16 protein-coding genes are annotated in these 20,680 nt (G+C 36.0%); 5 read left to right on the forward strand and 11 right to left on the reverse strand.

The features are described from left to right. Positions 1-26 precede the first annotated feature (26 nt). Together APF76_11175 and APF76_11180 are read right to left on the reverse strand one after the other, a co-directional pair. The gene (locus APF76_11175) at positions 27-1,793 is read right to left on the reverse strand and encodes a hypothetical protein (protein KUO50266.1); all 1,767 of its coding nucleotides are present in this window, start codon (positions 1,791-1,793) and stop codon (positions 27-29) included. Then, the gene (locus tag APF76_11180) at positions 1,786-3,549 is read right to left on the reverse strand and encodes a hypothetical protein (GenBank protein KUO50267.1); all 1,764 of its coding nucleotides are present in this window, start codon (positions 3,547-3,549) and stop codon (positions 1,786-1,788) included. The genes APF76_11175 and APF76_11180 overlap by 8 nt, the downstream gene beginning before the upstream one ends. A 259-nt stretch (positions 3,550-3,808) precedes the next feature. Between APF76_11180 and APF76_11185 the strand changes: the two genes are divergently transcribed. Further along, positions 3,809-4,288: a superoxide dismutase gene (locus APF76_11185; GenBank protein KUO50386.1), complete on the forward strand. Its 480-nt coding sequence runs from the start codon at positions 3,809-3,811 to the stop codon at positions 4,286-4,288. Here the strand turns inward: APF76_11185 and APF76_11190 are convergent. Then, positions 4,278-5,114, reverse strand: a complete 837-nt coding sequence (locus APF76_11190) for a lysophospholipase (protein ID KUO50268.1) — start codon at positions 5,112-5,114, stop codon at positions 4,278-4,280. The genes APF76_11185 and APF76_11190 overlap by 11 nt on opposite strands. A 228-nt stretch (positions 5,115-5,342) precedes the next feature. Here APF76_11190 and APF76_11195 point away from each other — a divergent pair, with 228 nt between their 5' ends. Both APF76_11195 and APF76_11200 read left to right on the forward strand, forming a co-directional pair. Continuing rightward, complete coding sequence (locus APF76_11195) at positions 5,343-5,561, forward strand: hypothetical protein (GenBank protein KUO50269.1); 219 nt, start codon at positions 5,343-5,345, stop codon at positions 5,559-5,561. 2 nt (positions 5,562-5,563) lie between these two features. Next, positions 5,564-5,755, forward strand: coding sequence for a hypothetical protein (locus APF76_11200; GenBank protein ID KUO50270.1), 192 nt, complete (start codon positions 5,564-5,566; stop codon positions 5,753-5,755). A gap of 98 nt (positions 5,756-5,853) precedes the next feature. Here the strand turns inward: APF76_11200 and APF76_11205 are convergent, their stop codons facing one another. The 4 genes from APF76_11205 to APF76_11220 all read right to left on the reverse strand — a co-directional run bounded on the left by APF76_11205 (position 5,854) and on the right by APF76_11220 (position 11,182). Next, positions 5,854-6,237 (reverse strand): hypothetical protein, encoded by a 384-nt coding sequence (locus APF76_11205; GenBank protein KUO50271.1) that lies wholly within the window; start codon positions 6,235-6,237, stop codon positions 5,854-5,856. Between the two features lie 168 nt (positions 6,238-6,405). Continuing rightward, a complete protein-coding gene (locus APF76_11210) occupies positions 6,406-6,846 on the reverse strand; it encodes a hypothetical protein (protein ID KUO50272.1) in 441 nt (146 codons plus the stop codon). A gap of 131 nt (positions 6,847-6,977) precedes the next feature. After that, positions 6,978-9,128, reverse strand: a complete 2,151-nt coding sequence (locus APF76_11215; GenBank protein ID KUO50273.1) for a D-alanine--D-alanine ligase — start codon at positions 9,126-9,128, stop codon at positions 6,978-6,980. Positions 9,129-9,286: 158 nt separating this feature from the next. After that, positions 9,287-11,182, reverse strand: a complete 1,896-nt coding sequence (locus tag APF76_11220) for a hypothetical protein (protein KUO50274.1) — start codon at positions 11,180-11,182, stop codon at positions 9,287-9,289. A 211-nt stretch (positions 11,183-11,393) separates the two neighbouring features. On the opposite strand from APF76_11220, the gene APF76_11225 reads away from it, so the two are divergent. Both APF76_11225 and APF76_11230 read left to right on the forward strand, forming a co-directional pair. Further along, a complete protein-coding gene (locus tag APF76_11225) occupies positions 11,394-12,143 on the forward strand; it encodes a hypothetical protein (protein ID KUO50275.1) in 750 nt (249 codons plus the stop codon). Positions 12,144-12,164: 21 nt separating this feature from the next. Beyond that, on the forward strand, positions 12,165-13,055 hold the full coding sequence (locus APF76_11230) for a 3-hydroxyisobutyrate dehydrogenase (GenBank protein ID KUO50276.1): 891 nt from the start codon (positions 12,165-12,167) through the stop codon (positions 13,053-13,055). A gap of 86 nt (positions 13,056-13,141) precedes the next feature. Here the strand turns inward: APF76_11230 and APF76_11235 are convergent, their stop codons facing one another. The 4 genes from APF76_11235 to APF76_11250 all read right to left on the reverse strand — a co-directional run bounded on the left by APF76_11235 (position 13,142) and on the right by APF76_11250 (position 20,661). Further along, on the reverse strand, positions 13,142-14,119 hold the full coding sequence (locus APF76_11235) for a D-glycerate dehydrogenase (protein ID KUO50277.1): 978 nt from the start codon (positions 14,117-14,119) through the stop codon (positions 13,142-13,144). A 13-nt stretch (positions 14,120-14,132) separates the two neighbouring features. Further along, a complete protein-coding gene (locus APF76_11240) occupies positions 14,133-16,391 on the reverse strand; it encodes a hypothetical protein (protein KUO50278.1) in 2,259 nt (752 codons plus the stop codon). Between the two features lie 337 nt (positions 16,392-16,728). Beyond that, on the reverse strand, positions 16,729-18,462 hold the full coding sequence (locus tag APF76_11245) for a hypothetical protein (GenBank protein ID KUO50279.1): 1,734 nt from the start codon (positions 18,460-18,462) through the stop codon (positions 16,729-16,731). 180 nt (positions 18,463-18,642) lie between these two features. Next, complete coding sequence (locus APF76_11250; GenBank protein KUO50280.1) at positions 18,643-20,661, reverse strand: hypothetical protein; 2,019 nt, start codon at positions 20,659-20,661, stop codon at positions 18,643-18,645. Between the last annotated feature and the right edge of the window lie 19 nt (positions 20,662-20,680).

Consider the following 20,680-nt stretch of genomic DNA (forward strand, 5'->3'; position numbering starts at 1 on the left):
GAAACATCCCCTTGTTACTGCCCTTGTTACTGCAGTTGGTATAATTTGTAATACATTCCTCGATTTCTTAAAAGTTCTTGATGGTTTCCCATTTCCACAAGCCGTCCCTTGTGAAATACTAATATTTTATCTGCATTTTGGATAGTGGATAATCTATGGGCTACAACGATGGTAGTCCTGTCTTTTGAGAGTTTTTCCATTGCCTCTTGAATGAGACCCTCTGACTGGGAATCAATATTGGCGGTAGCTTCATCAAGTATCAGGATTTTCGGATCAAATGCAAGGGCACGTGCAAAGGCAATCAGCTGTCTTTGTCCAGTAGATAGCGTAACTCCCCTTTCCTTAACCTGATGATAATATCCTTCAGGAAGCTTCCTTATAAACTCATCTGCGCCTACGTGAACGGCAGCCTTTTTTGCTTCTTCTTCCGTAATCTTATTAGAATCAAGATGGATATTAGAAATTATATTCTCAGAAAAAAGGAAAACATCTTGCATCACAGTAGCAGTATTACTCCTTAATTCTCCTTGTTTCAAATCTTTGACGGGTAAACCATCTACTAAGATTTCCCCTTTTTGAATATCGTAAAGCCTATTTAACAGGTTAATAACTGTTGTTTTTCCAGAGCCCGTTGGACCAACTAGCGCTATTGTTTCTCCAGCTTTTACCTCAAAGTTTACATCCTTTAAAACCCAATCTTCATTTTTATAGGCAAACCAAACATTCTTAAACTCTATCCTTCCATGCAAATCTTGTATATGTGCAGGAGCAGTTGGATCTGAGACGTCTTCCTTTTCATCTAGGAGCATAAAGATCCTTTCAGAAGAAACAACCGCACTTTGTAGCTGAGTGTACTTTTGGGTCATATCATTGATTGGTTCAAACAATCTTTCAGTATAATTAATAAATGCATATAAAACTCCCAACTGAATAGTTTCCTGGATTACCCCAGCACCTCCATACCTGATTAGAAGCACAACGATAAAAAAGTAAATTATATCCATTGCAGGTCTAAAAAACGCATGGGCTTTAATTGCTTTTAATTCAGCGTTGTAATGCTCTTTGTTTATACTTTTATATTCCTTAAATCTGCTTTCTTGTTGGTTAAATATCTGAACAATTTTCATGCCTATTACATTCTCTTGAATGGATGAATTAAGGGCAGCTAATTTCACCCTAGCTTCTTGAAAAGCCTTTTGAGCAACTCTCTTATAAATATTAGTTGCCAGTAAAATTAATGGTAGTGATATAAGACTAATTAATGCTAATCTTACATCTAGCTGCAACATAACAATTACTATCCCAATTACAATCATAAAGTCTTTAATTAATCCTATTAAAACCTCTGTGAACATTTCATTTAGATTTGCTGTATCATTAGCAACCCTGGTCACAAGTCTACCAACTGGGTTTCTGTCAAAGAATGAAAGGGATAAGCTCTGTAGATGGCTAAAAACTTCTTCTCTTATGTCGTACATAATTCTTTGACTTGTTAGGTTTAGAAGATAATTCTGGATAAAATTAGCAGCAAAACTAATGGTGATCAAAGTAAAATATAGGATAACTAGCTGTATAATACTATTGAAATTCCCATCACCAAGAAGATGATCATCTATGGCAATTTTTACAATATAAGGCCTTGCCAAGACAACACCTGAAACAATCATTAAGAGCATTAAGGAAAATGTAATATATGCCCAATAAGGTTTTACATATTTTAAAAGCCTCTTAATTAACTCCCAGTCATAAATCTTTCCCGAAATAGTCTCCTCAGATAAGCTATTTTTACGCATCAATACCACCCTCAGACCTTTCTTCCTCTAAAAGCTGCATCTGGTACATCCGATTATAGAGGCCCCTGCTATCCTTTAAGAGCGCATCATGTTTTCCTTGCTGTGCTATCTCGCCATCATCTAAAACAATAATTTTATCTGCATTTTTCACAGCGGAAATTCTATGGGATATAATAATCGTACTTCTATTCTTTCTATAATCTTCTAAGAACTGTAGAATGTTCTCTTCTGTTGCCGTATCTACTGCTGATAGACTATCATCTAAAATTAAGATTGATGGATTAACCAAAAGTGCTCTAGCTATAGCAATTCTCTGTTTCTGTCCCCCCGAAAGAGTAATACCCCGTTCTCCCACGAGTGTTTCAAATTGCTCAGGAAATGCCATGATGTCATCATAAATTACAGCAGCTTTTGCAACCTGGGCAATCTGTTCCATGGATGCTTCTGGATTTCCAAAAGCAATATTTTCTTTTATTGTTGCGGAAAACAAGAAACTGTCCTGAGGAACGTAGCCAATATACCGTCTTAATATCTGGATGGGAACTTTATGTATTTCTTTTTCATCTATGAAAAGAGTATTTTTATCTGTTTCATACATACGCAGTAATAAGTCAGTAATAGTGGATTTCCCGCTACCGGTTCTACCAAATACAGCTACAGTCTCACCCTTTTCAACAGATAGAGAAAAATCCTTTAATACCTTTTCCGAAGAACCAGGATAAGTGAAATTTAGGTTTTTGAACTGAATTGTACCTTGAATATTCTTAATAGACATATCAACGTTTTTATGGTCACTAATCTCAGGTTCCTCATCTAAAAGCTCATTTATCCTTGCCATAGAGGCAGTTCCCCGTTGAAGAATATTGATAACATACCCTATAGCCATCATTGGCCAGGTAAGAATCATTAGATATCCATTGAATGCAACAAAATCACCAATGGTTATCCTCCCGTTTAAGACAAGAAATCCTCCATAACCAAGAACTATCAGGAAACTTATGCTTGCCAGATATTGAATAAAAGGATATAAAAAACCTGAAACTTTAACTAATCTCATGTTTGTATCAATAATATTCTTGCTTGTTTTATTAAACTTTTTAATCTGACTCTTCTCTAGCACAAAGGTTTTTACCACTCTAATGGCAGATATGTTTTCCTGCACCCTGTCCGTTAAAGACGCAAAGGCAGCTTGAACAACCTTAAATCTTTCATGGATAAGCTTATTAAATCTTGTTACTACCAAGGCTATAATAGGTAAAGGAGCAAGGGCAAGTAAAGTTAAAAGAGGGTCGATAGTAATAATCATAACAGCAACTGCAAAACCGGTAATTATTACAGCATCTGCTACCATGACAACGCCACCAGCAAATGTCATCCTTACAGCAACCACATCATTTGAAGCTAAAGCCATTAAATCTCCTGTTTTCTGATTATCATAAAACTTAGGATCTAAAGTCTGCAAATGTGCAAAAATCCTATTCCTCAAGTAATATTCTAGCTTGCGAGCTATTCCCACCACATATATTCTCCACAAATACCGAGAAATAGCCAGTCCAATAGCAATAAATATAATTAGTAAAATATATGTAAATAGTAAATTTACCGAATTCACTTCGGCAATTACATCAACAGTAAGCCCTAAAACCCTTGGGATGGAAACCTGTAGTATATTAGTAATAATTAACCACCAGACACCAATCAAATATCCTTTTTTATTCTCCAAAAAAAAGTTCTTTAAAGTAATAAAATTTCTCATATATGTCTTCCCCTTAATAAAACTTAGCATTGACAATTGTACCGTTACCAAGTACTTTACCACTTATTGTACCACATTGTACCACAGGTATGGTGCAAAGGGAAAAATGGAAATTTGTACAGGATAACAAGTATTCTTTATTAAAAACTGGCACTTTCTCCTATTATTGCATATTATGTATGAAATAATAATATATTTTGCCTTATTTAGAGGTTTAGGAGGTATAAAAGTGTCGAGTAAAAATGAAAAACCTGGGCAAATACCACATTTTTCACGTGGGCGCACGGAAAGAACTGCAGTTGCAAGAATGAGGGGAGGCCCTTTGGCCCCCGCCATAAGGGGAACTGTAACCTTTAGAGATGTTCCAGCTGGAACAGAAGTTTCAGTAGAAGTAATAGGTCTTCCACCTTTTAGTCGAGTTCCTGGGCAACCACCAATAGGACCCCACGGTTTCCATATTCATGAATTTGGGAACTGTAGAGTAGGAAATCCAGAAGATCCATTTCTGGCAGCAGGTGAGCACTGGAATCCTGATAATCAACCCCATGGGAATCATGCAGGAGATTTTCCTGTTTTATTTTCAAATAGGGGTTTGGCAAGAATGACATTTTTCACTAGTAGGTTTAAGGTTGCTGATATTATTGAGAGGTCAGTTATCATTCATGAAAGTCCAGATGATTACAGAACCCAACCTGCAGGTGCCTCTGGAAGAAGACTAGCATGTGGAGTCATAATCTAGTTTTCAACCAATCTCCCATAAATTTTAGAATTTTATCTTTAATCAATTCATTATGAAGTTCATGATAGAGACCTTCCCAGATTTTAAATGTACAATAATCTCCTGCTTTCTCAGCAAATTCTTTGCTAGCATCTGGAGAAGTAATCTGATCATCTTCGCCATGCATTAACAGCATTGGAGTGGTAAGCTCATTAGCATTTTCCAAAGCCCAGTTCCCAGCTTCATGGGCAGTTATAAAAAGACGCATTGAAATTCTGTTGTGCACCAATGGGTCATTTATATAATCATCTACTACATTTTGATCATGGGATAGTAATTGTGCTTTAAGGCCATTTGCTTGGGTTAAAGGACAGCATACCTTATTTAACAGTCTAACAAAGTATAGTAGATTTGAGGAGGGTTCTGAGATAATCTTTAGCCAGGGACTTGTAACGATTACACCATGGATATTTGGTTTTAAGCGCAATGCATAATTTATGACTATATTTCCCCCTAAACTGTGACCATAAAGAAAGTATAGTATCCCAGGAAATTTTTTTAGAGCTATTTGTAATACATCTTCAACGTCTTTAATCAAGGCTTCATAAGATGGTGTATGACCCCTTTTTCCTTGGGATTTCCCATGACCTCGCTGGTCAAAAGCAACTACTGCAAAACCCCTTCCTACCAGGGAAGCTGCCACATTTGCATATCTTCCGCTATGTTCACCTAAGCCATGTACCAAAGTAACTACCCCAGTAACCTTTTTGTTTTCTACAGGCTCCCAAACTTGAGCAAACATTCTAAGATTATCAAAGCTGTCCCAGTAGAACTCATAATGGTTCATAAAATCAACTCCCTATTTCTTAGATACTACCACTTGCTGCTAATTATGAAAGTATTTATTTAATATTTAACATCTTGATAATACAACTTATTATATAAAATGTGTAGTGATTGTTAAATAAGTAATATAGAGATTTAATCTTATCATTTACTAAATATATAATTGAATATGGGTAAATAATAACTAACAAATAAGATCATCAAACTTTGAAAAGGTAGGTGTTCATTAGTGCCTTTGTCTGATATTCATTCACTATACAAAGCAAATGATGAAATAACTCTTATAAGTACTATTTCTCAAAATGAGGTAATTAGTAAAAAACTAGATCTATACGCGGGTTTAGCTAAGGAAAAGGATATTCGAGAGTTTTTTCAGGAAAAAGCAATTCGACTGAAAAAGAAAACTGATGATATGCGGAAACATTTGGATAGGTTAGGAGGAGCTTGATAATGAACGATATAGATATGCTTTACGACTATTACAAGGATGTTAATTTGGCTGCAGGAGCATATGCTACAATGGCATGTCGTATTAAAGACGATAAGTTAGAGAAATTTTACCGTGATACAGTTCATGAAGTTTTAATGGAAGCCAGGTCTTCTGCCAAAATGATTATAAAGTATGGGGGAAATGTTTTTTAGCTAATACTGAAAATACCTTTGTATAAGTAATCACAATAACCATGGCAACTAATTAGTGGCCATGGTTATTGTGTATTAACAAAAAAATGCAACTCCATTTACCAACCTGGGTTATCAATAACCTCAAGTTCATGGATGAATATAAGGGTTCCTAGGACATCATGGTCAGTCATCTTGCCATAGATTTTCACCGTTAGTCCACTTTCCTCAGCTTGTATTCTTTCTAATCCACTCTGAACTACAGCGTTTGCAGCTATTGCAGTAACATAATCCCCTGTACCATCTGTTCCTAGATAAAAGCCTGTCTGCTGCATAATAGGGCTATAGTTAATATCTATGACTCTAGCTGAGTAAAATCTTACCCAATCACCGGACTGACCTTTTGCCATTATATCAGCTACAGTAGTATGTGTTGGGGGTCCACAGCCGCTTGTAACTAATAACACTACGATTATCATAACCACTACAAATAACCTTTTCATACATCCATTCCTTTCTCAACATCTTTAACTTTAATTCTTATTTAATATTTCCTCATCTGGTAAAATAATACATTAAACATTAACCTCAAATAAAAAATACCCCGTTTATCCCAGGGTATTTACTCTATAATTTACTTGCCTTATGGATTTGTGAAGCTTAAGGGTATACTATTGAACTTCAATGACAAAAGCATAACTAGAACTCCCTTTTTCCCATCCTGCGAAAATATCGTATACATATACACCTTTCTCTTTTGGTACGATCAAAACGTTACCATTTAATGGGACAACCTCTGTTTCTTGATCACTAACCCATATATTTACTCCCAATGAATTTTCTTTAGGCTTGTTTCTAAATTCGATTTTCAATTGAGCTTCAGGTGATACAATAATAGGTTTAAGACCAGACTCTCTAATAATCTCTGGGGGAGAAACCATATCAACACACTTACCGTTTAAAAGTCCCCGCCAACAATAAGAACCTTGTGCTGATGCTATATTTTTGCCGCCTACGGTAATAGTCGGTGATGGAGGTTCAGAAGTGTAAATAAAATAAACTCCGATAATTAGAACCACTAACACTGACAAAATACTTAAAAATTTCTTCATAAACTTCCCCTTCTTAAGATTCAAATTCTTATTTCTATTAGACGTATCTTAGTTCATTAAGGTTTCCTAGTGTGTTACTAAGCTACCCTGCTTATTAGTTTAAACAGAAAGCAGAAATTTGTATCACACAATTAATCTCGTAGTAAAAATAGTGTGAGCAATAATAGCCTTTGTAAAAGTTCACCTCTGTGAACTGCTTCATTGGGTGTATAAAGGTCTTTGCAAGCAGGCCCAACACCGCAAACAACAGGCACTTTAGAAGGTCCTTCACCCCCAGCTGAAGGGAGCAAGCTTGATTCTACTCCAAAAGGTAGCTTCCACTCTTCACAAAGACTTTTAAGACTTATGATAACTGGGTTCTTGGTTCTGCTTCTTATCAGAGGAGCTCTATCTTCTAGTTTTTCAATATAAACATTTATACCTTTTGTATCTCCAGTAAAGATTTTTTCAATTTGTTTTTCAGTATTATCTGCTAATGTATTATTTAAATAAGTCACATATAATGTTAAGCGAACCCTATGTGGCAAGAGCATACTGTGCCTTTCAGAGTTTATTTCTTGAACAGCAACAGAGAGCTTTTTTTCTGGTTGATTAAGGGCCATGATCCTGTCTATTCTATGCAAAAACCAGCTTAAAACATCTAGTTGAGTATTCTTTGAGCCAATTCTCAAGGAACCTCCTTCAACGAGAATACTAAACTTGCGAGATCCGCGACGTTGATCTACAACCTTACCTCCTTTAAAGCCAGGCTGCAAAACCAAAACTTGGCGTGCATTACTAACAGCATTTCGCAAGAATGAACTGCTGTAACGCATTCCCCTTCCTTCATCAGAATAAATAAACACACCAATCTTTGATGTATGTAGTTTTTTAATAAAACGTAAAGCTTCTAGTGTTTGTAATATACATACTATGCCAGCTCTACTAGAGCCTATACCCTCCCCATAAAGCCATTCTGGATCTTTGCGAAATGGAACCGGATATCCTCCCCTATCTCTTGGGACATCCACAGGAACAACTAGCAATGTTCCCTGATTCAAACCAGCTTTGGTTTGCCAGGTCCAGGCAGAACGTCCATTGGTAAACTCATCTACTGGCTTTAGTCCTAGTTTTGTAATCCTTTCCTCAAACCGCCTTACTACCGTACTTAAACCTACAACATCATCAGTCCAGCTAGGAAGATTTGTCCATGCCTTTAAACATTCTTCCATCTTGTCCCTGTTTTTTGTATGAAAGCGAAATACATCAGTTTCCTTTTTGTTTTGACGTTCATGAATAAAGGGAGTCAACAGAGAAGTTCCAAAATACCTTTTAGCTGCAGTTTCAATAAAACGATTTACTAGATCTCCATAATTTAAGCCCATCTTGCCAGCTGCATAAACATAAGAGCCACCAGCACCAAGGCTTGGCATGGAGTTTATTTCTAAAATATAAGGATTGCCTTGTTTGTCAATTCTAAAATCTACCCTTGCACAATCAAAGCAGCCTATTGCCTTAAAGGCAGCTACTGCTAGCTCCTGTACCTTTTTAGTTTCATCTTCAGAAAGTGGTGCAGGACATATTTTTTCGATTGTCCTACCACTTTTACTTATTTTATCTTCATAGGTATATATCTGCTCCCCCTCACCGAAAACTAATTCTACTAGAGGAAGTGCTTCTACTGGATCATTTCCAAGAAGACCAACATTGACCTCCCTGCCCTCAATATATTCCTCCACCAAGGTTGCTCCTTGAAACATATCCCAAATTACCTTTGCACCTTCTCTTAATTCCTCTTCATTGTTAACTATCCTTAAACCAAATGATACTGCTTCGTCCTTTGGTTTAACGATAAGGGGATAAGCTAAATCGTCTGTTAGAGCTTGTCTAGGATTTTCTAATACTGCAAATTTAGGCGTAGGCATCCCTTTTTCTTTTAAAATTATTTTAGTGACTACCTTATCCAAAGCTATGGCATGAGTCTGGGGATCAGAACCGACGTAAGGAACCCCCAGCATTTCTAAAATACTGGGAATATGAGTATAACGTGCTCTTCCCTGAATCCCATAGCTTAAATTAAAAACAAGTCCTGGTCTTTCACCAGATATTACAGATGGCATAAATTCTTCAAGCTTACTTATAATGTTCTTGTCACCTTCAAAGGTCTTGACCTGTTTTCCACCAGCTTTAATTGCGTCCCTAATCATATTGATTGTTTGCAGACCATACTTCTCCCTATTAGGAACACCAAAAAGGTTAATTACTGCTTGGCTATCTCTGTTGTACACTATTGCAACTTTCAAAATATAACCACCCTAGACATGTGCTCTTCTCCCCTGGATTAATCCAGGGGAGAAGAGCGACACGCTCCTTTCTATGATATTTTTAAAGTACTTATGGTTTTTGAATTTTAGTTTTTATAAGTTAATTATAGTAGAAATTGGATTTTTTTAATATAAACTCATGAGCTGAAATTTGATTTTATGTAGCTTTGAAGCTGACTAACTGCAATTAAAGCCTCCTTTAATGCTAAATATTGCATTCGACTAAGATTACGCGTATTTATTAAATTATCAGGTTCCTTTCCAACTTTTAGCTGATCTAGGTTGCTCTTTAATCGAAAGACTATTAGAGACTGATAAGCAGCTTCTATATATTCCGCATCCTCTTTCGGCACTACTCCTTTTTTCATTAACTGCTGAAGCCTTTTCAAGGTTGATGTTTCTAGGATGCCTTCTTTTAACGATAGTATTCTAATACAATTGACTACATGAACACATGCTTGGGTTTTTAAATTAATTTCTAACTCTAGAGCCTTCTTGGTGTCAGTTATTAATCTTTTAAAGAGCTTAGTAGGTATCTCGCCTTTCAGCTCTTCTCCTACCATTAAATTAAGCAGTTGTGGCTTTGACAGAACATCCATGGAAATTTTTTTTAGGTTATCTGCTAATATTTTTCTGCCATACACAGGTCTAAAATCAAGAAAGGTTGTGATATAAACTACATCTTGGGGGTCTAACCCTTCAGACCACTTTTTAACTCTTAATTCCCACCTACTTGATGACAAGCACCATCTTGGATCATTGGCAACTATCTTACCCCTGAATTTTGCATACTCAATATCTTCTAGTCCCTTTACTATTTTACCAGCCAGCCTCAAAAAATAATCATTAACGTACCCTTGTTTCTCAGAATACACATTATCAAATATTATTCCATTATTCTGGTCCATGGTTAGCAGCTGCTCTTTTCTACCTCCGCTACCCATTGTGACCCAGCAATAATCTACTGGGGGAAATCCAAGACCTTCTCTTACCATTTCTTGTTCACATAACTCTATGACTTTCCTTGTAATTCTGTCTTTATATTCTGTTATCAGTTCACAGATTTCAACTGGCGGTGCCTTTTCTGAAACCAGTGCCTTTAAAACGTTATCCACTTGGGGACCCAAACCCTTTAACCCCATAAGGCTATCTTGATTTTCAATTTCATCTATCACACTAAAGGCTCCCATGCTTCTAAACTTAACTAAATCTCCCATTGAAACTATTCCCCTTAATTCATTTTCCTCAGTTATAAGAATATGCTTACATTTATTCTTAATCATTGCTAAAAGACCCTGATGAAACGAATCATCTGGTGAGAGTTCAATGGGATGGGAATTCATTACCTCTTTTGCACTAGGCCAATTGTTAGGTGGAGTACATGATACAAGGCATTTAGCTACCATATCCCTTTCAGCTATAATACCAATGTGTCTATCATCTTCATTTAGTACAACTACAGAGCTTATATTTCTACTTTTCATAATATCTGCTACTCTCTGTACTTTTTCATTTTCATAACAAATAGCAACAGGGCTAACCATCATGTCTTTTAGTGGATTTCTAAAAAGGTTTAACTCTAAACCTGGCAATTCATAAGACTGAGACATCACAAGCTCCTGGTAAACCGAACGCATTCTTTCAGAAAGAATGTGGTTAAAGTGCTTTGCAAAGCATGGATGTTTCATGCATAAGTCTTCAAATGTATCCTTATCAAGGATAAAGCAAAATAAATCCTCAACAGCCTTTACTGATGCCGGATAAGTACTTCTGCTTAAGAAGACAGTTTCACCAAAAAGATCCCCAGGTTTCCTATATGATACACCGATATCCTGATTTTCTGTAGAAACTACAACTTCAGCAAGTCCTTTATAGACTAAATATAATCTATTATGTGATGTCTCCCCTTTCTTAAAAACATAACTATGTTGAGAGTATTTTTTTAAATTCATTTTTGAACATACTTGAATGAGGGTGACTTTTGGTAAGGAACTAAAGGGCATTACGTTATGCAAGAATGATATACACTCCATAGCACGGCCTCCTTTGTTTAAATTTTCTGATAATTATATATAGTATTCTATTCTATACAGTAGTGAATATTTCCTTCATATTTAACCCATTTAGTGGAAATTATTTATGGTGAAAGTAGGCTAACAGGATTAGCAGGAAATATGACTAGAATGAAGAAACAATATAAAAAACAACTTTTTTGTAGTATTAGATAAATAAGGGGGTTTTGATTTGAGATTGCAGAATAAAGTAGCTATCATAACTGGTGGTAGCGGAGGTATTGGATTGGCTACCGGCTTATTATTCCAGAAAGAAGGTGCAAAGGTAGTACTTGGAGATATTAATGAGTTAGATGAAACTAATTTTAACTATATTCAGGATAATGATGATATGCTTTTCGTTATATCAGATGTATCCACAGAGACTGGGGCAAAAGAATTAGTACAAAGAGCCATTGATACTTACGGAAAAGTAGATATACTCATTAATAACGCTGGAATAAATCCATCAGGTACTGTTGTGGATACGCCCCTTAAACTATATCAGAAAATTATAGATGTTAATTTAACAAGTGCTTTTCTTTGCAGCAAATATTCAGTCCCTCATATGCTTGCACAAAGAAAAGGTTCAATAGTTAATATCTCCTCATTAAATGGCATTAGAGGCAACGTTAATTTAGCAGCATACTGTGCAAGCAAAGGCGGCATGGTGTCTCTAAGCCAAGCAATGGCCATGGATTATGCAAATAAGGGTATAAGAGTAAACTGTATATGCCCTGGCAGTATAAAAACAAAAATGCTCGAAGATTTATTTAAGACAGCAGGAAATGATATGATAGATGCTTTACTAGCTAAGAGTCCTATGGGACGTTTTGGAGAAGCTACTGAAGTGGCCTATGCAGCCTTATTTTTAGCTAGTGACGAAGCTTCATTTATTACTGGTGTTGCAATGCCTATTGATGGTGGCAGAAGTATTAGATAGTTCAGTTTAGGGGGAAATTTGATGACACAATTAGGTTTTATAGGATTGGGAACTATGGGAAGTGAAATGGCAAGGCGATTATTAGACGCTAGTTATGACCTTGCAGTATTTAATAGAACTCAGGAAAAGATGCAACCATTTATTGAACAGGGAGCCAAAGCGGCACTAAATATAGCCTCTTTAGCAAAAGATTCCGAAATAATATTGACTTGCCTTTCCATGCCAGCTGATGTAATTGAAGTATATACAAAGGAAGATGGTATTCTAAATAACTTACAGCCGGGCAGTATATGTCTTGACTTCACAACAGTAGGAATGGATACAAGTATCAAACTAGCTAAGCTAGCAATGGAAAATGGAATTATTTATTTAGACTCACCCATCAGTGGAGGGCCCGAAGGAGCAGTAAGCGGTTCCCTTTCAATTATGGTTGGCGGTGATAAAGAAGCCTTTGAAACAATTCTTCCTATCCTTAATGTGCTGGGAAAAAACATCCAATATTTTGGTAACTCTGGACTTGGTAGTGCTGCCAAATTAATCAATCAATACCTTGTAGCAATCAATTCTTTAGCAGTTTCTGAAGCAATGGTAACAGGTGTTGCTTTAGGATTAAACTCTACGCAATTATATGATCTATTGAAAACTAGTTACGGCGACAGTAAAATATTACGTAGACATATGGAAGAGTATGTTCTGGATAGAAACTTTCAGCCAGGTGGCCAAATAAAATATATTCTGAAGGATGTAAAATTAGCAAACGAACTAGTTAAGCAAGCAGGAATAGAACCTACCGCTGGGCAAACTGCAGAAAATCTTTTCGTAACAGCTATAGATGAGGGTTTAGCAGAACTAGATATGTCAGCTCTTATCCAGGTTCTAGAAAAAAAGGCTGGAGTAATAGTTAAAAAATAAGAAGCTTGTATTCTATTGGGATGAAAAGTGAGAGCCTTCTATTTAGAAGGCCCTTTGAACTGACTAACTTGCCCTGAATTAAGAACTTACTTCAATTCCTTAACAAGATTTGGGGGTTGTCCTCCAGTACATGCTATTACTAAATTCTTTGCAGCAAGGGCAGCCATAGCATGGTGTGTTTTAGCGGTTGCGGAACCTATATGCGGAATAGTAACTACATTTTTCATTTTTAAAAGTGGATTATTGGGATCTACAGGCTCTTCTTCAAATACGTCCAAGCCAGCAGCATAAATCCTTCTTTCCTTTAAGGCCTTTATAAGTGCTTTTTCATTTACAGTTTTACCTCTAGAAATATTGATAAATACTGCTGTATTTTTCATTAAGGAGAATTCCTTTTGATCCATTAAATATTTTGTTTCTGGGGTTAGTGGAGTAAGGACCACAACAAAATCAGAGTCCTTCAGGAGCTGATCCAAGGGCTTATATTCTACCCCTAATGCTTCCTCTACATGTGGCTTTCGACTGCGGTTGTGATAGATGACATTCATGTTAAAACCAAGCTTACCTCTTCTTGCTACCGCTTCTCCAATTCTCCCCATACCTATAATACCTAAAGTAGAGCCATGTACATCATACCCATAAAAACGATCCTCAGGTCCATCCACCCAGAGACCATCTTTGACATATTTATCCAGCTCTGTCACTCTCCTAGAAGCAGCAAGCATTAATGCAAAAGCTGTGTCGGCTACAGTTTCATCCAGTACAGATGGCGTATTTGTGCCAATTATTCCCCTTTCTTTCATTAAGGCTATATCAAAATTATCATATCCAACTGCATCATTACTAATCACCTTTAAATTAGGTACAAGATCCAGCAGCTCTTTATCTGTTTTATGATATTTAAGTAATAAACCTTCAATATCGCTATTCTCTGCAAGTATTCTTAACAAATCTTCTCTTGAAATAGGATTCTGTCCTTCCCATTTATAATAACTACAATGTTCTCCTATGTACTTTTCTACTTCTGGTGGAATCTTAGTTGCTATTAGTACTTTAGGTGTCATCAATTTGCCTCCCTTAGACTGCAGTAGTTTTTTTCTCCTTCTTAGAATATATGAGCATTCTTTCGCTGCCATCATTAATTACTTTGTGTAATACTCTTGAAAAATCTTCAATTTTATAAGGCTTGGGAATTATCCCTCTAAAACCGTAATCCCTATAATTGGCCATAACTGGGTCATGTGAGTATCCACTAGATACAATAACTTTAACATTTTCATCTAAATCAATCAACTCTTTAACAGCAGTCTTTCCTCCCATACCAACAGGAATAGTTAAATCCATTATAACAGCGTCAAATCCGTTACCAGACTTTCTTGCCATTAAATACTTTTCAATTGCTTCTTCTCCATCTGAAGCAAAGTCTGCTTCATATCCAAGGGTAGAGAGCATTTCACCTGCAAGAGTTCTTATTCCTTCCTCATCATCCATAATTAAAACTCTTCCAGTACCTTTGACAATTGTATCTTCATTAGTTTTATATAAGGTATCCGATGACATAGGCAGATAAATGTAAAGGCTAGTTCCTACACCTTCCTCCGTTTCTGCATTAATAAAACCATCATGATTTTTTATTATAGAATAAGTAGTTGCTAGTCCTAGCCCAGATCCGTTGTCTTTCGTAGTAAAGAATGGATCAAAAATTTTCTGCAAATTTTCCTGCGGTATCCCAATGCCCTCATCTATAATAATAATTTTTACGTATTCTCCATCATTTAATGGAATATTGTTGAATTTCCGCTCAGTTTTCATATTAATGTTTTCCGCTAATACCCAAAGGTTGCCACCATCAGGCATTGATTGAACTGCATTAATGACAATATTATTGATGACTTGGCTAATCTGCCCCTCATCAACTTTTACAGGATACAATTCTTTCATAAAGTTGAAGTTACAGGACACATTAGTACCACTTAAAGCTATATTTATACTATCTCTTAATAAACGTTCAAGGAAAATAGTTTTTTTGACTGGTGCTCCTCCCTTTGCAAAAACTGATAATTGCTTAGTTAAATCCCTGGCCTGTAGCGTTATCTGCTCTAGGTTTTCCAGCTTTTCCTTTATTTTATCCACTTCTTCATATCTCTTAGCTAAAGCTATATTACCTAACATAATTGTTAAGATATTATTGTAATCATGGGCAATTCCACCTGCTAAAAGGCCTACTGCCTCCAACTTATCCGCCTTGATTAATTCCTCTTCTATCCTTTTCCGTTGTGATATATTTTGCACAACACACATGATTGTAGTAATTTCTCCATTTTCACGATGAAAAGGTATGACTGTTTCTAAGTAGGTATTATTATGCCAAGTTGCCTCAAAGTTAGATTCTTCACCGTTAAAGGCAGCTTCTAGGAAGGGTTCCATATATTTGCATGACTTAGATGGCAAAACTTCCCACATTGATTTACCTAAAAAGGATTCTTGCGTATAACCCATCTCCTCTAACCCTTTTCCTTCTACCATAAGATAATTATAGTTTCTATCATGAAGGATAATAAAGCCATTTGGATAATTTTTTGCAATAAGGCTAAATCTTTTTTCACTATCTTTTAAATCTCTAATAGCTTTTGCACTCTCGGTAATATTACGTACCACAGACATCAATTGACCATTTAATAGCCTTATTGCAGATATTTCTACGGACACAAATGTGCCATCCTTTTTCTTCAGATGCAATTCACCCATATGATTTTGTTCATTTAACATATCTTTAAATGCATTATTAAGCCTATCAATTTGGTTTTCTGGTACTATATTAACCATATTCATTTGTAGTAGCTCTTCTTTTATATATCCTAGCAAATTACATCCACTTTGATTAACATCCACATAATTTCCATCTAGATCTACAATAAATATTCCATCTGTGGCTTGTTCAATCAAGCAGCGATATTTTTCCTCGCTATCTCTTATCACAATTTGGGAATCTTGTATATTATCAAGCATATTATTTATTTCTTTTGCTAATATACCGAATTCATTTTCTTTATAATCTAGTCTTAGTCTTTTAGCTAGGCTGTAATTTTGGCCTATAGCTTTTATGTCTCTACTTAATTCTATTAACCGTGATAAAATACTCTTGTCCAAAAATAACAGGAATAAAAAAACCGCAACCATTCCCAAAAATACTGGAAAAAAAATAAGATTTTCTACTATATTTCTATTCATTTCATATAAATTTCTTGCATAATGATTTATAGTTGCAACAGCAATAAAGGCCCAACAAACAAAAATAACTCCAAGGGTTAAATAAACCCTTTTCCTGATTATCACTTCTAAACCCCCATTTTGACCCATAATTTGATATTTTTTTCTTTATTTTCTATTTTATTGCTTTTCTTTGATTATATAACAAACATAGTGTCGAATTATGCTTAAAAGAGTCACCTAAAAATAGAAAGCTCCTGGAAAAGTAAGGTATGTACCCATCTCCAGGAGCTTTTTATCTAATTTATCCATAATATTTTATCTGGGTTAAGGCGCCCACTTCTCTTAAGGAAAGGGGACACACCTGTGAGTAGAACCAGGAATGTCCCCCATATGACTAAATCAGGTGGAGCAGAGTCTCCATCTGATTCCCCGATGTTCAGCTTTGGCTGAACGAGTTCACTTATTGGTCTTCAAACTCTAATTCTTGTTCTAGTTCAACTTCGGGTTCTGGTTTATAGGTTAAAAGAGCAAGAAATTCCTTAGAAGGCTTTACCTTCCAGATGTTGTTTTCCTTATATACCTGGAACATTTGACCTTCTATTTTATACTCTGTTTTATCTATTGTTACTACAATATCAATTTCAAAAACAGCTTTCTTACCTTCCTCTGAGACTGGTTTAATATCATAAGAAACTAACTTGCCTGTCCAACTGTCCATCCAAGGTTTATATTCATTATAACTAATTGTAAAGTCAGTTCCATGTAAGACTAATGCTTCTCTCCATTTCTTTTTAGAAACAGCCTCCATATAATCGTCAAGTGCTGTCCTAATAGTTCTTCCTAATACATCATGTCCTTTTTCTTCTAAGGAATCCTTAAACTCTTTCTTTCTTTGCTGAAATTCTTCTTCAGTTAAGAAGGCTTCAGAAATATAACTATTCCCCGCATTCCATATTAGGTATTCATCTATTCCTAATGCCAAAGCAGCATCAATTTGTGCTCTAACTTCCTTTGCACCATAACGAATGTTTCCCTGAATCCATGATGCAGTAAAGCTCTGCAACCAGGGTCTGATTATGGCTGGATTTTCTAATGATGCATTTCGCTTAATAGCATCTGTTAAAGCCCTTGTTACTGTTCCAGCTGGGTGGGCGTCAGGAACTGGATACCCAAAGTAACCAGGCCCATAATGACTTGGATAAATCATGGGACAATTATATTCCACATTTGCTGCAACCTTTTCCCAAGTTTGCCCTATTCTATCAGAATCTCCCCACGAAGTAGCAATTACACCAAAAGTATCCGCCGCTATATGTACATTGTACTCTTCTAGCTGTTCTCTGGCATATTCTAAAAATTCTTTGATCGCATCGTCCTTTGCCAACCCATCTTCTCCTGGATAATATGCTTCTTTGTCTACCCTTTTGGCATTTTCTGGGAAACGCACATAGTCAAACTGTATCTCCCTAAATCCCATTAAAGCAGCTTCCTTAGCGATAGCAATGTTATAATCCCAAACCTTTTTTTCATAAGGGTTAATCCATGCTACCCCTTTGTTATCACGCCAAGTTCCACCGCCATTTCTTTGAATTGCCCATTCAGCCCTTTGCTCTGCCAGGTGTGGATCTTTAAAAACTACAATCCGCGCGATTGGGTATATATCTCTTTCCTTTATTTTTTCCATTGCAACTTTTATATCCTTGATAGGTACAGATCGATTAGCACCTACTTCTTGTACTATTTCAATTTCACTTTTGTAACTCATTACTCCATGGTCATTTTTTACATCAATTACCAGCGAATTTAACTCTGTGGTTGTGACTAGATCCATCAACTTATTAAACCTGTCAGTTTGTCCCACACTATTACCTGTTAGATAGAGTCCTCTTGCTTTTACAGGTGGATTCTCTTCTAGTTCTAGTGGTGGTAGGGGGACAAAAAAAGCACCAAGCTCTTCTTTTAAGACTAATTCCCGTTGAGTTCTTTCTTCTTTTAATCGCTCTTCTTCAAGTCTTTTCTGTTCTTCCAGGTCAATTTCATTCTCTTCCTCTACCTCTTCTTTTTGATTTTGATCGCCTTGACCTTGATCAACTACCATAAAAATGTTTTGAGAACATCCGACAAAGGTAAGGGCCAGTAATAATGAAAGAATAACAGCAAAAGGTAAAGCATACTTTCTAGTCAACAAATTCACAAAAGATCCCCCTTAAAACGACAATTTCTCCTATGTATAATGTATGTGAGCTTGGCATAGAAGTCTAATCGGATTATAAGGGGATATTCATCCCTATTTTAGCCTAAGCATGAATTATGTTACATTTAATCACCCATTCTTATAATTTCAACTATCTGGAATTAAAAGTAAATACTTACATCATTTAAGTTGCGAAGGCAGAAAGTACAATCCATTTATTTTTGGAAATCTTTTTTCTAAGCCCTTATAAAAATCTATTGCCCCTAGGGGGATGGTGAAACCATTTTCTAAATGATAGGCTACCATTCGATCAAAAATCATAAAATTCTGCCTTTCTGACGATGGAAGATTTTCCAAATGTTTAGTTACAAAATCCCATACCCCCTCTTCCGTTCCATCCATTACTTTGGCTTCTACGGTAGTGGGTATTTTTGGTTTGTAAGCTGATACTACCAAATCCTCTTTCATCGCTGAATTGGTTGTTAACTGTTTAAAACTTCCCTGCTTTTTATTTAATACACTTACGTCTGCAATTTTAAAGCCGGTTTTTAGAAGAGCTTCCTGAATTGCATTCCAAACCTGGTTTTTGGAATTACTAAAAACTAGTGTAAGCCACCGCTCCGGCTTAAGAACACGATACATTTCCCTAAAACAATTTTCCATGAGCTGGTGATAGTCATTTAATCCTTTACCTTGTACTTTATTCATAATTGCCTCAGGGTGGTTGTCAGTAAATACACCCAACCAGGCTTCCCAGAGGAAATTGAGTTCCGAGTACATTATATTTGCTCCAAATGGAGGATCTGTAAATATATAATCACAGCTATTAACTGGAATGGTGTTAAGATTAGTAGTTGAAGTACATTGAAGCATAACTTGACCTTGATTACCAGCAGTTTTATATTTTTTTATTTTTCTTTTTAAGAAATCCAGAACATTAATCTCTCTAATCATGGAACTAATGTATAAAGTTCCATTTAGTTTGCTGGGAAGCCCAGCAGGTCTTTCACGATTTAATTTAGATGAACCTTCGGTTACAGCTGTAACAAACCATAATAGCCGGTTGGATTTTTGTCTAGCCTTATCCGCAAAGGCTGCTAGGATATATAACGAGCGTTTTGTATAAAAATGATGGGCATGGGTTATTCCATGGGAATTTCTCGGTTGAACTGTATTGTGTCCTTCTGGAATTTCTTTGGTGGAGTAACTGTAAGGAATCTTGAATTCCTCTATTTTATTAATAGTTTCTAAATCATAGTCATCTATTTCCTTTTCAAATCTCTTCCCATTAACTGAATAGTTTATTCTTACTGGAATTTGCTTGGCAATGGTAATTGTCTTTTGTAAATCGTTATCAAATGTATCTACATAGACCCTTTGCATTTTAGACTTAGAAATAGTCTGCTCACAAAATGGGCAAGGAAACTCCGCTAAAACTTTTCCAGATGCCTTGTCCACCGCTTCTTTCCAGAATATTATTTCCTCCCCACAGTAGCGACAGAAAAATATATCAGACCAAATAGTATAATTGATCCATCCCATAACCGGTTGTCCCAAAATATCCATTTGTAAGTAGCCATTTATAATATGTCTGGTCTCATACATCCACTGGCATTCTTTTTTAACTGCTTCTAAAACTTCTTGGGCTTCTCCTTGAAAAGCTTTTAAATCTACTGGTATGTTGTAATTATATGCAATAAATGTGGCTGCTGGAGACAAATCATTTAATAGAGCCTTTCGATTTCCCCAACTGACATCTCCCATTTCTTGTTCTATTTGCAATTTAAAATCTTCCTCAGGTTTTTCACACATTTGGGCTGCAACCCCTGTCATACCAGTTCCGCAGAAGCAGTCTAAGACAGTATCTCCAGGCCCCGTATAATGAAGAATATATCTCATTATTGCCTTATACGGTACTTTAGTATGATAAGAATGGGCTTTATAGATTGGCTCATTTTTTCCTTCTTCTACATCGGCAGTAAATGGATAGCGTTGATAATTGTCACTTTCTTCATCGTAGACCTTGCCATGTTGCTTTATAAAATCAAATATGAATGGACTAGGACAAGCTGTATATTGTGGAAATTCCGAAAGAGAGATTATTGTCTCTAAGGTCCCTTTAGGAAATCCTTCCTGCTTTTCAAAGCCTTTTAATATTTCTTGATAGCTTTTAGATAATTGAATTTTAATCCACTCCATTTTTTTAAGGCACTTTACT

The sequence above is a fragment of the Desulfitibacter sp. BRH_c19 genome (assembly GCA_001515945.1).
Taxonomy (GTDB): Bacteria; Bacillota; DSM-16504; order Desulfitibacterales; family Desulfitibacteraceae; genus Desulfitibacter.

Bases quoted from the DNA above. Each gene is read 5' to 3' on its own strand.
- APF76_11200 (KUO50270.1), top strand. From the start codon at position 5,564: ATGAACGATATAGATATGCTTTACGACTATTACAAGGATGTTAATTTG.
- APF76_11210 (KUO50272.1), bottom strand. From the start codon at position 6,846: ATGAAGAAATTTTTAAGTATTTTGTCAGTGTTAGTGGTTCTAATTATC.
- APF76_11180 (KUO50267.1), bottom strand. From the start codon at position 3,549: ATGAGAAATTTTATTACTTTAAAGAACTTTTTTTTGGAGAATAAAAAA.
- APF76_11175 (KUO50266.1), bottom strand. From the start codon at position 1,793: ATGCGTAAAAATAGCTTATCTGAGGAGACTATTTCGGGAAAGATTTAT.
- APF76_11205 (KUO50271.1), bottom strand. From the start codon at position 6,237: ATGAAAAGGTTATTTGTAGTGGTTATGATAATCGTAGTGTTATTAGTT.
- APF76_11190 (KUO50268.1), bottom strand. From the start codon at position 5,114: ATGAACCATTATGAGTTCTACTGGGACAGCTTTGATAATCTTAGAATG.
- APF76_11230 (KUO50276.1), top strand. From the start codon at position 12,165: ATGACACAATTAGGTTTTATAGGATTGGGAACTATGGGAAGTGAAATG.
- APF76_11235 (KUO50277.1), bottom strand. From the start codon at position 14,119: ATGACACCTAAAGTACTAATAGCAACTAAGATTCCACCAGAAGTAGAA.
- APF76_11250 (KUO50280.1), bottom strand. From the start codon at position 20,661: ATGGAGTGGATTAAAATTCAATTATCTAAAAGCTATCAAGAAATATTA.
- APF76_11220 (KUO50274.1), bottom strand. From the start codon at position 11,182: ATGGAGTGTATATCATTCTTGCATAACGTAATGCCCTTTAGTTCCTTA.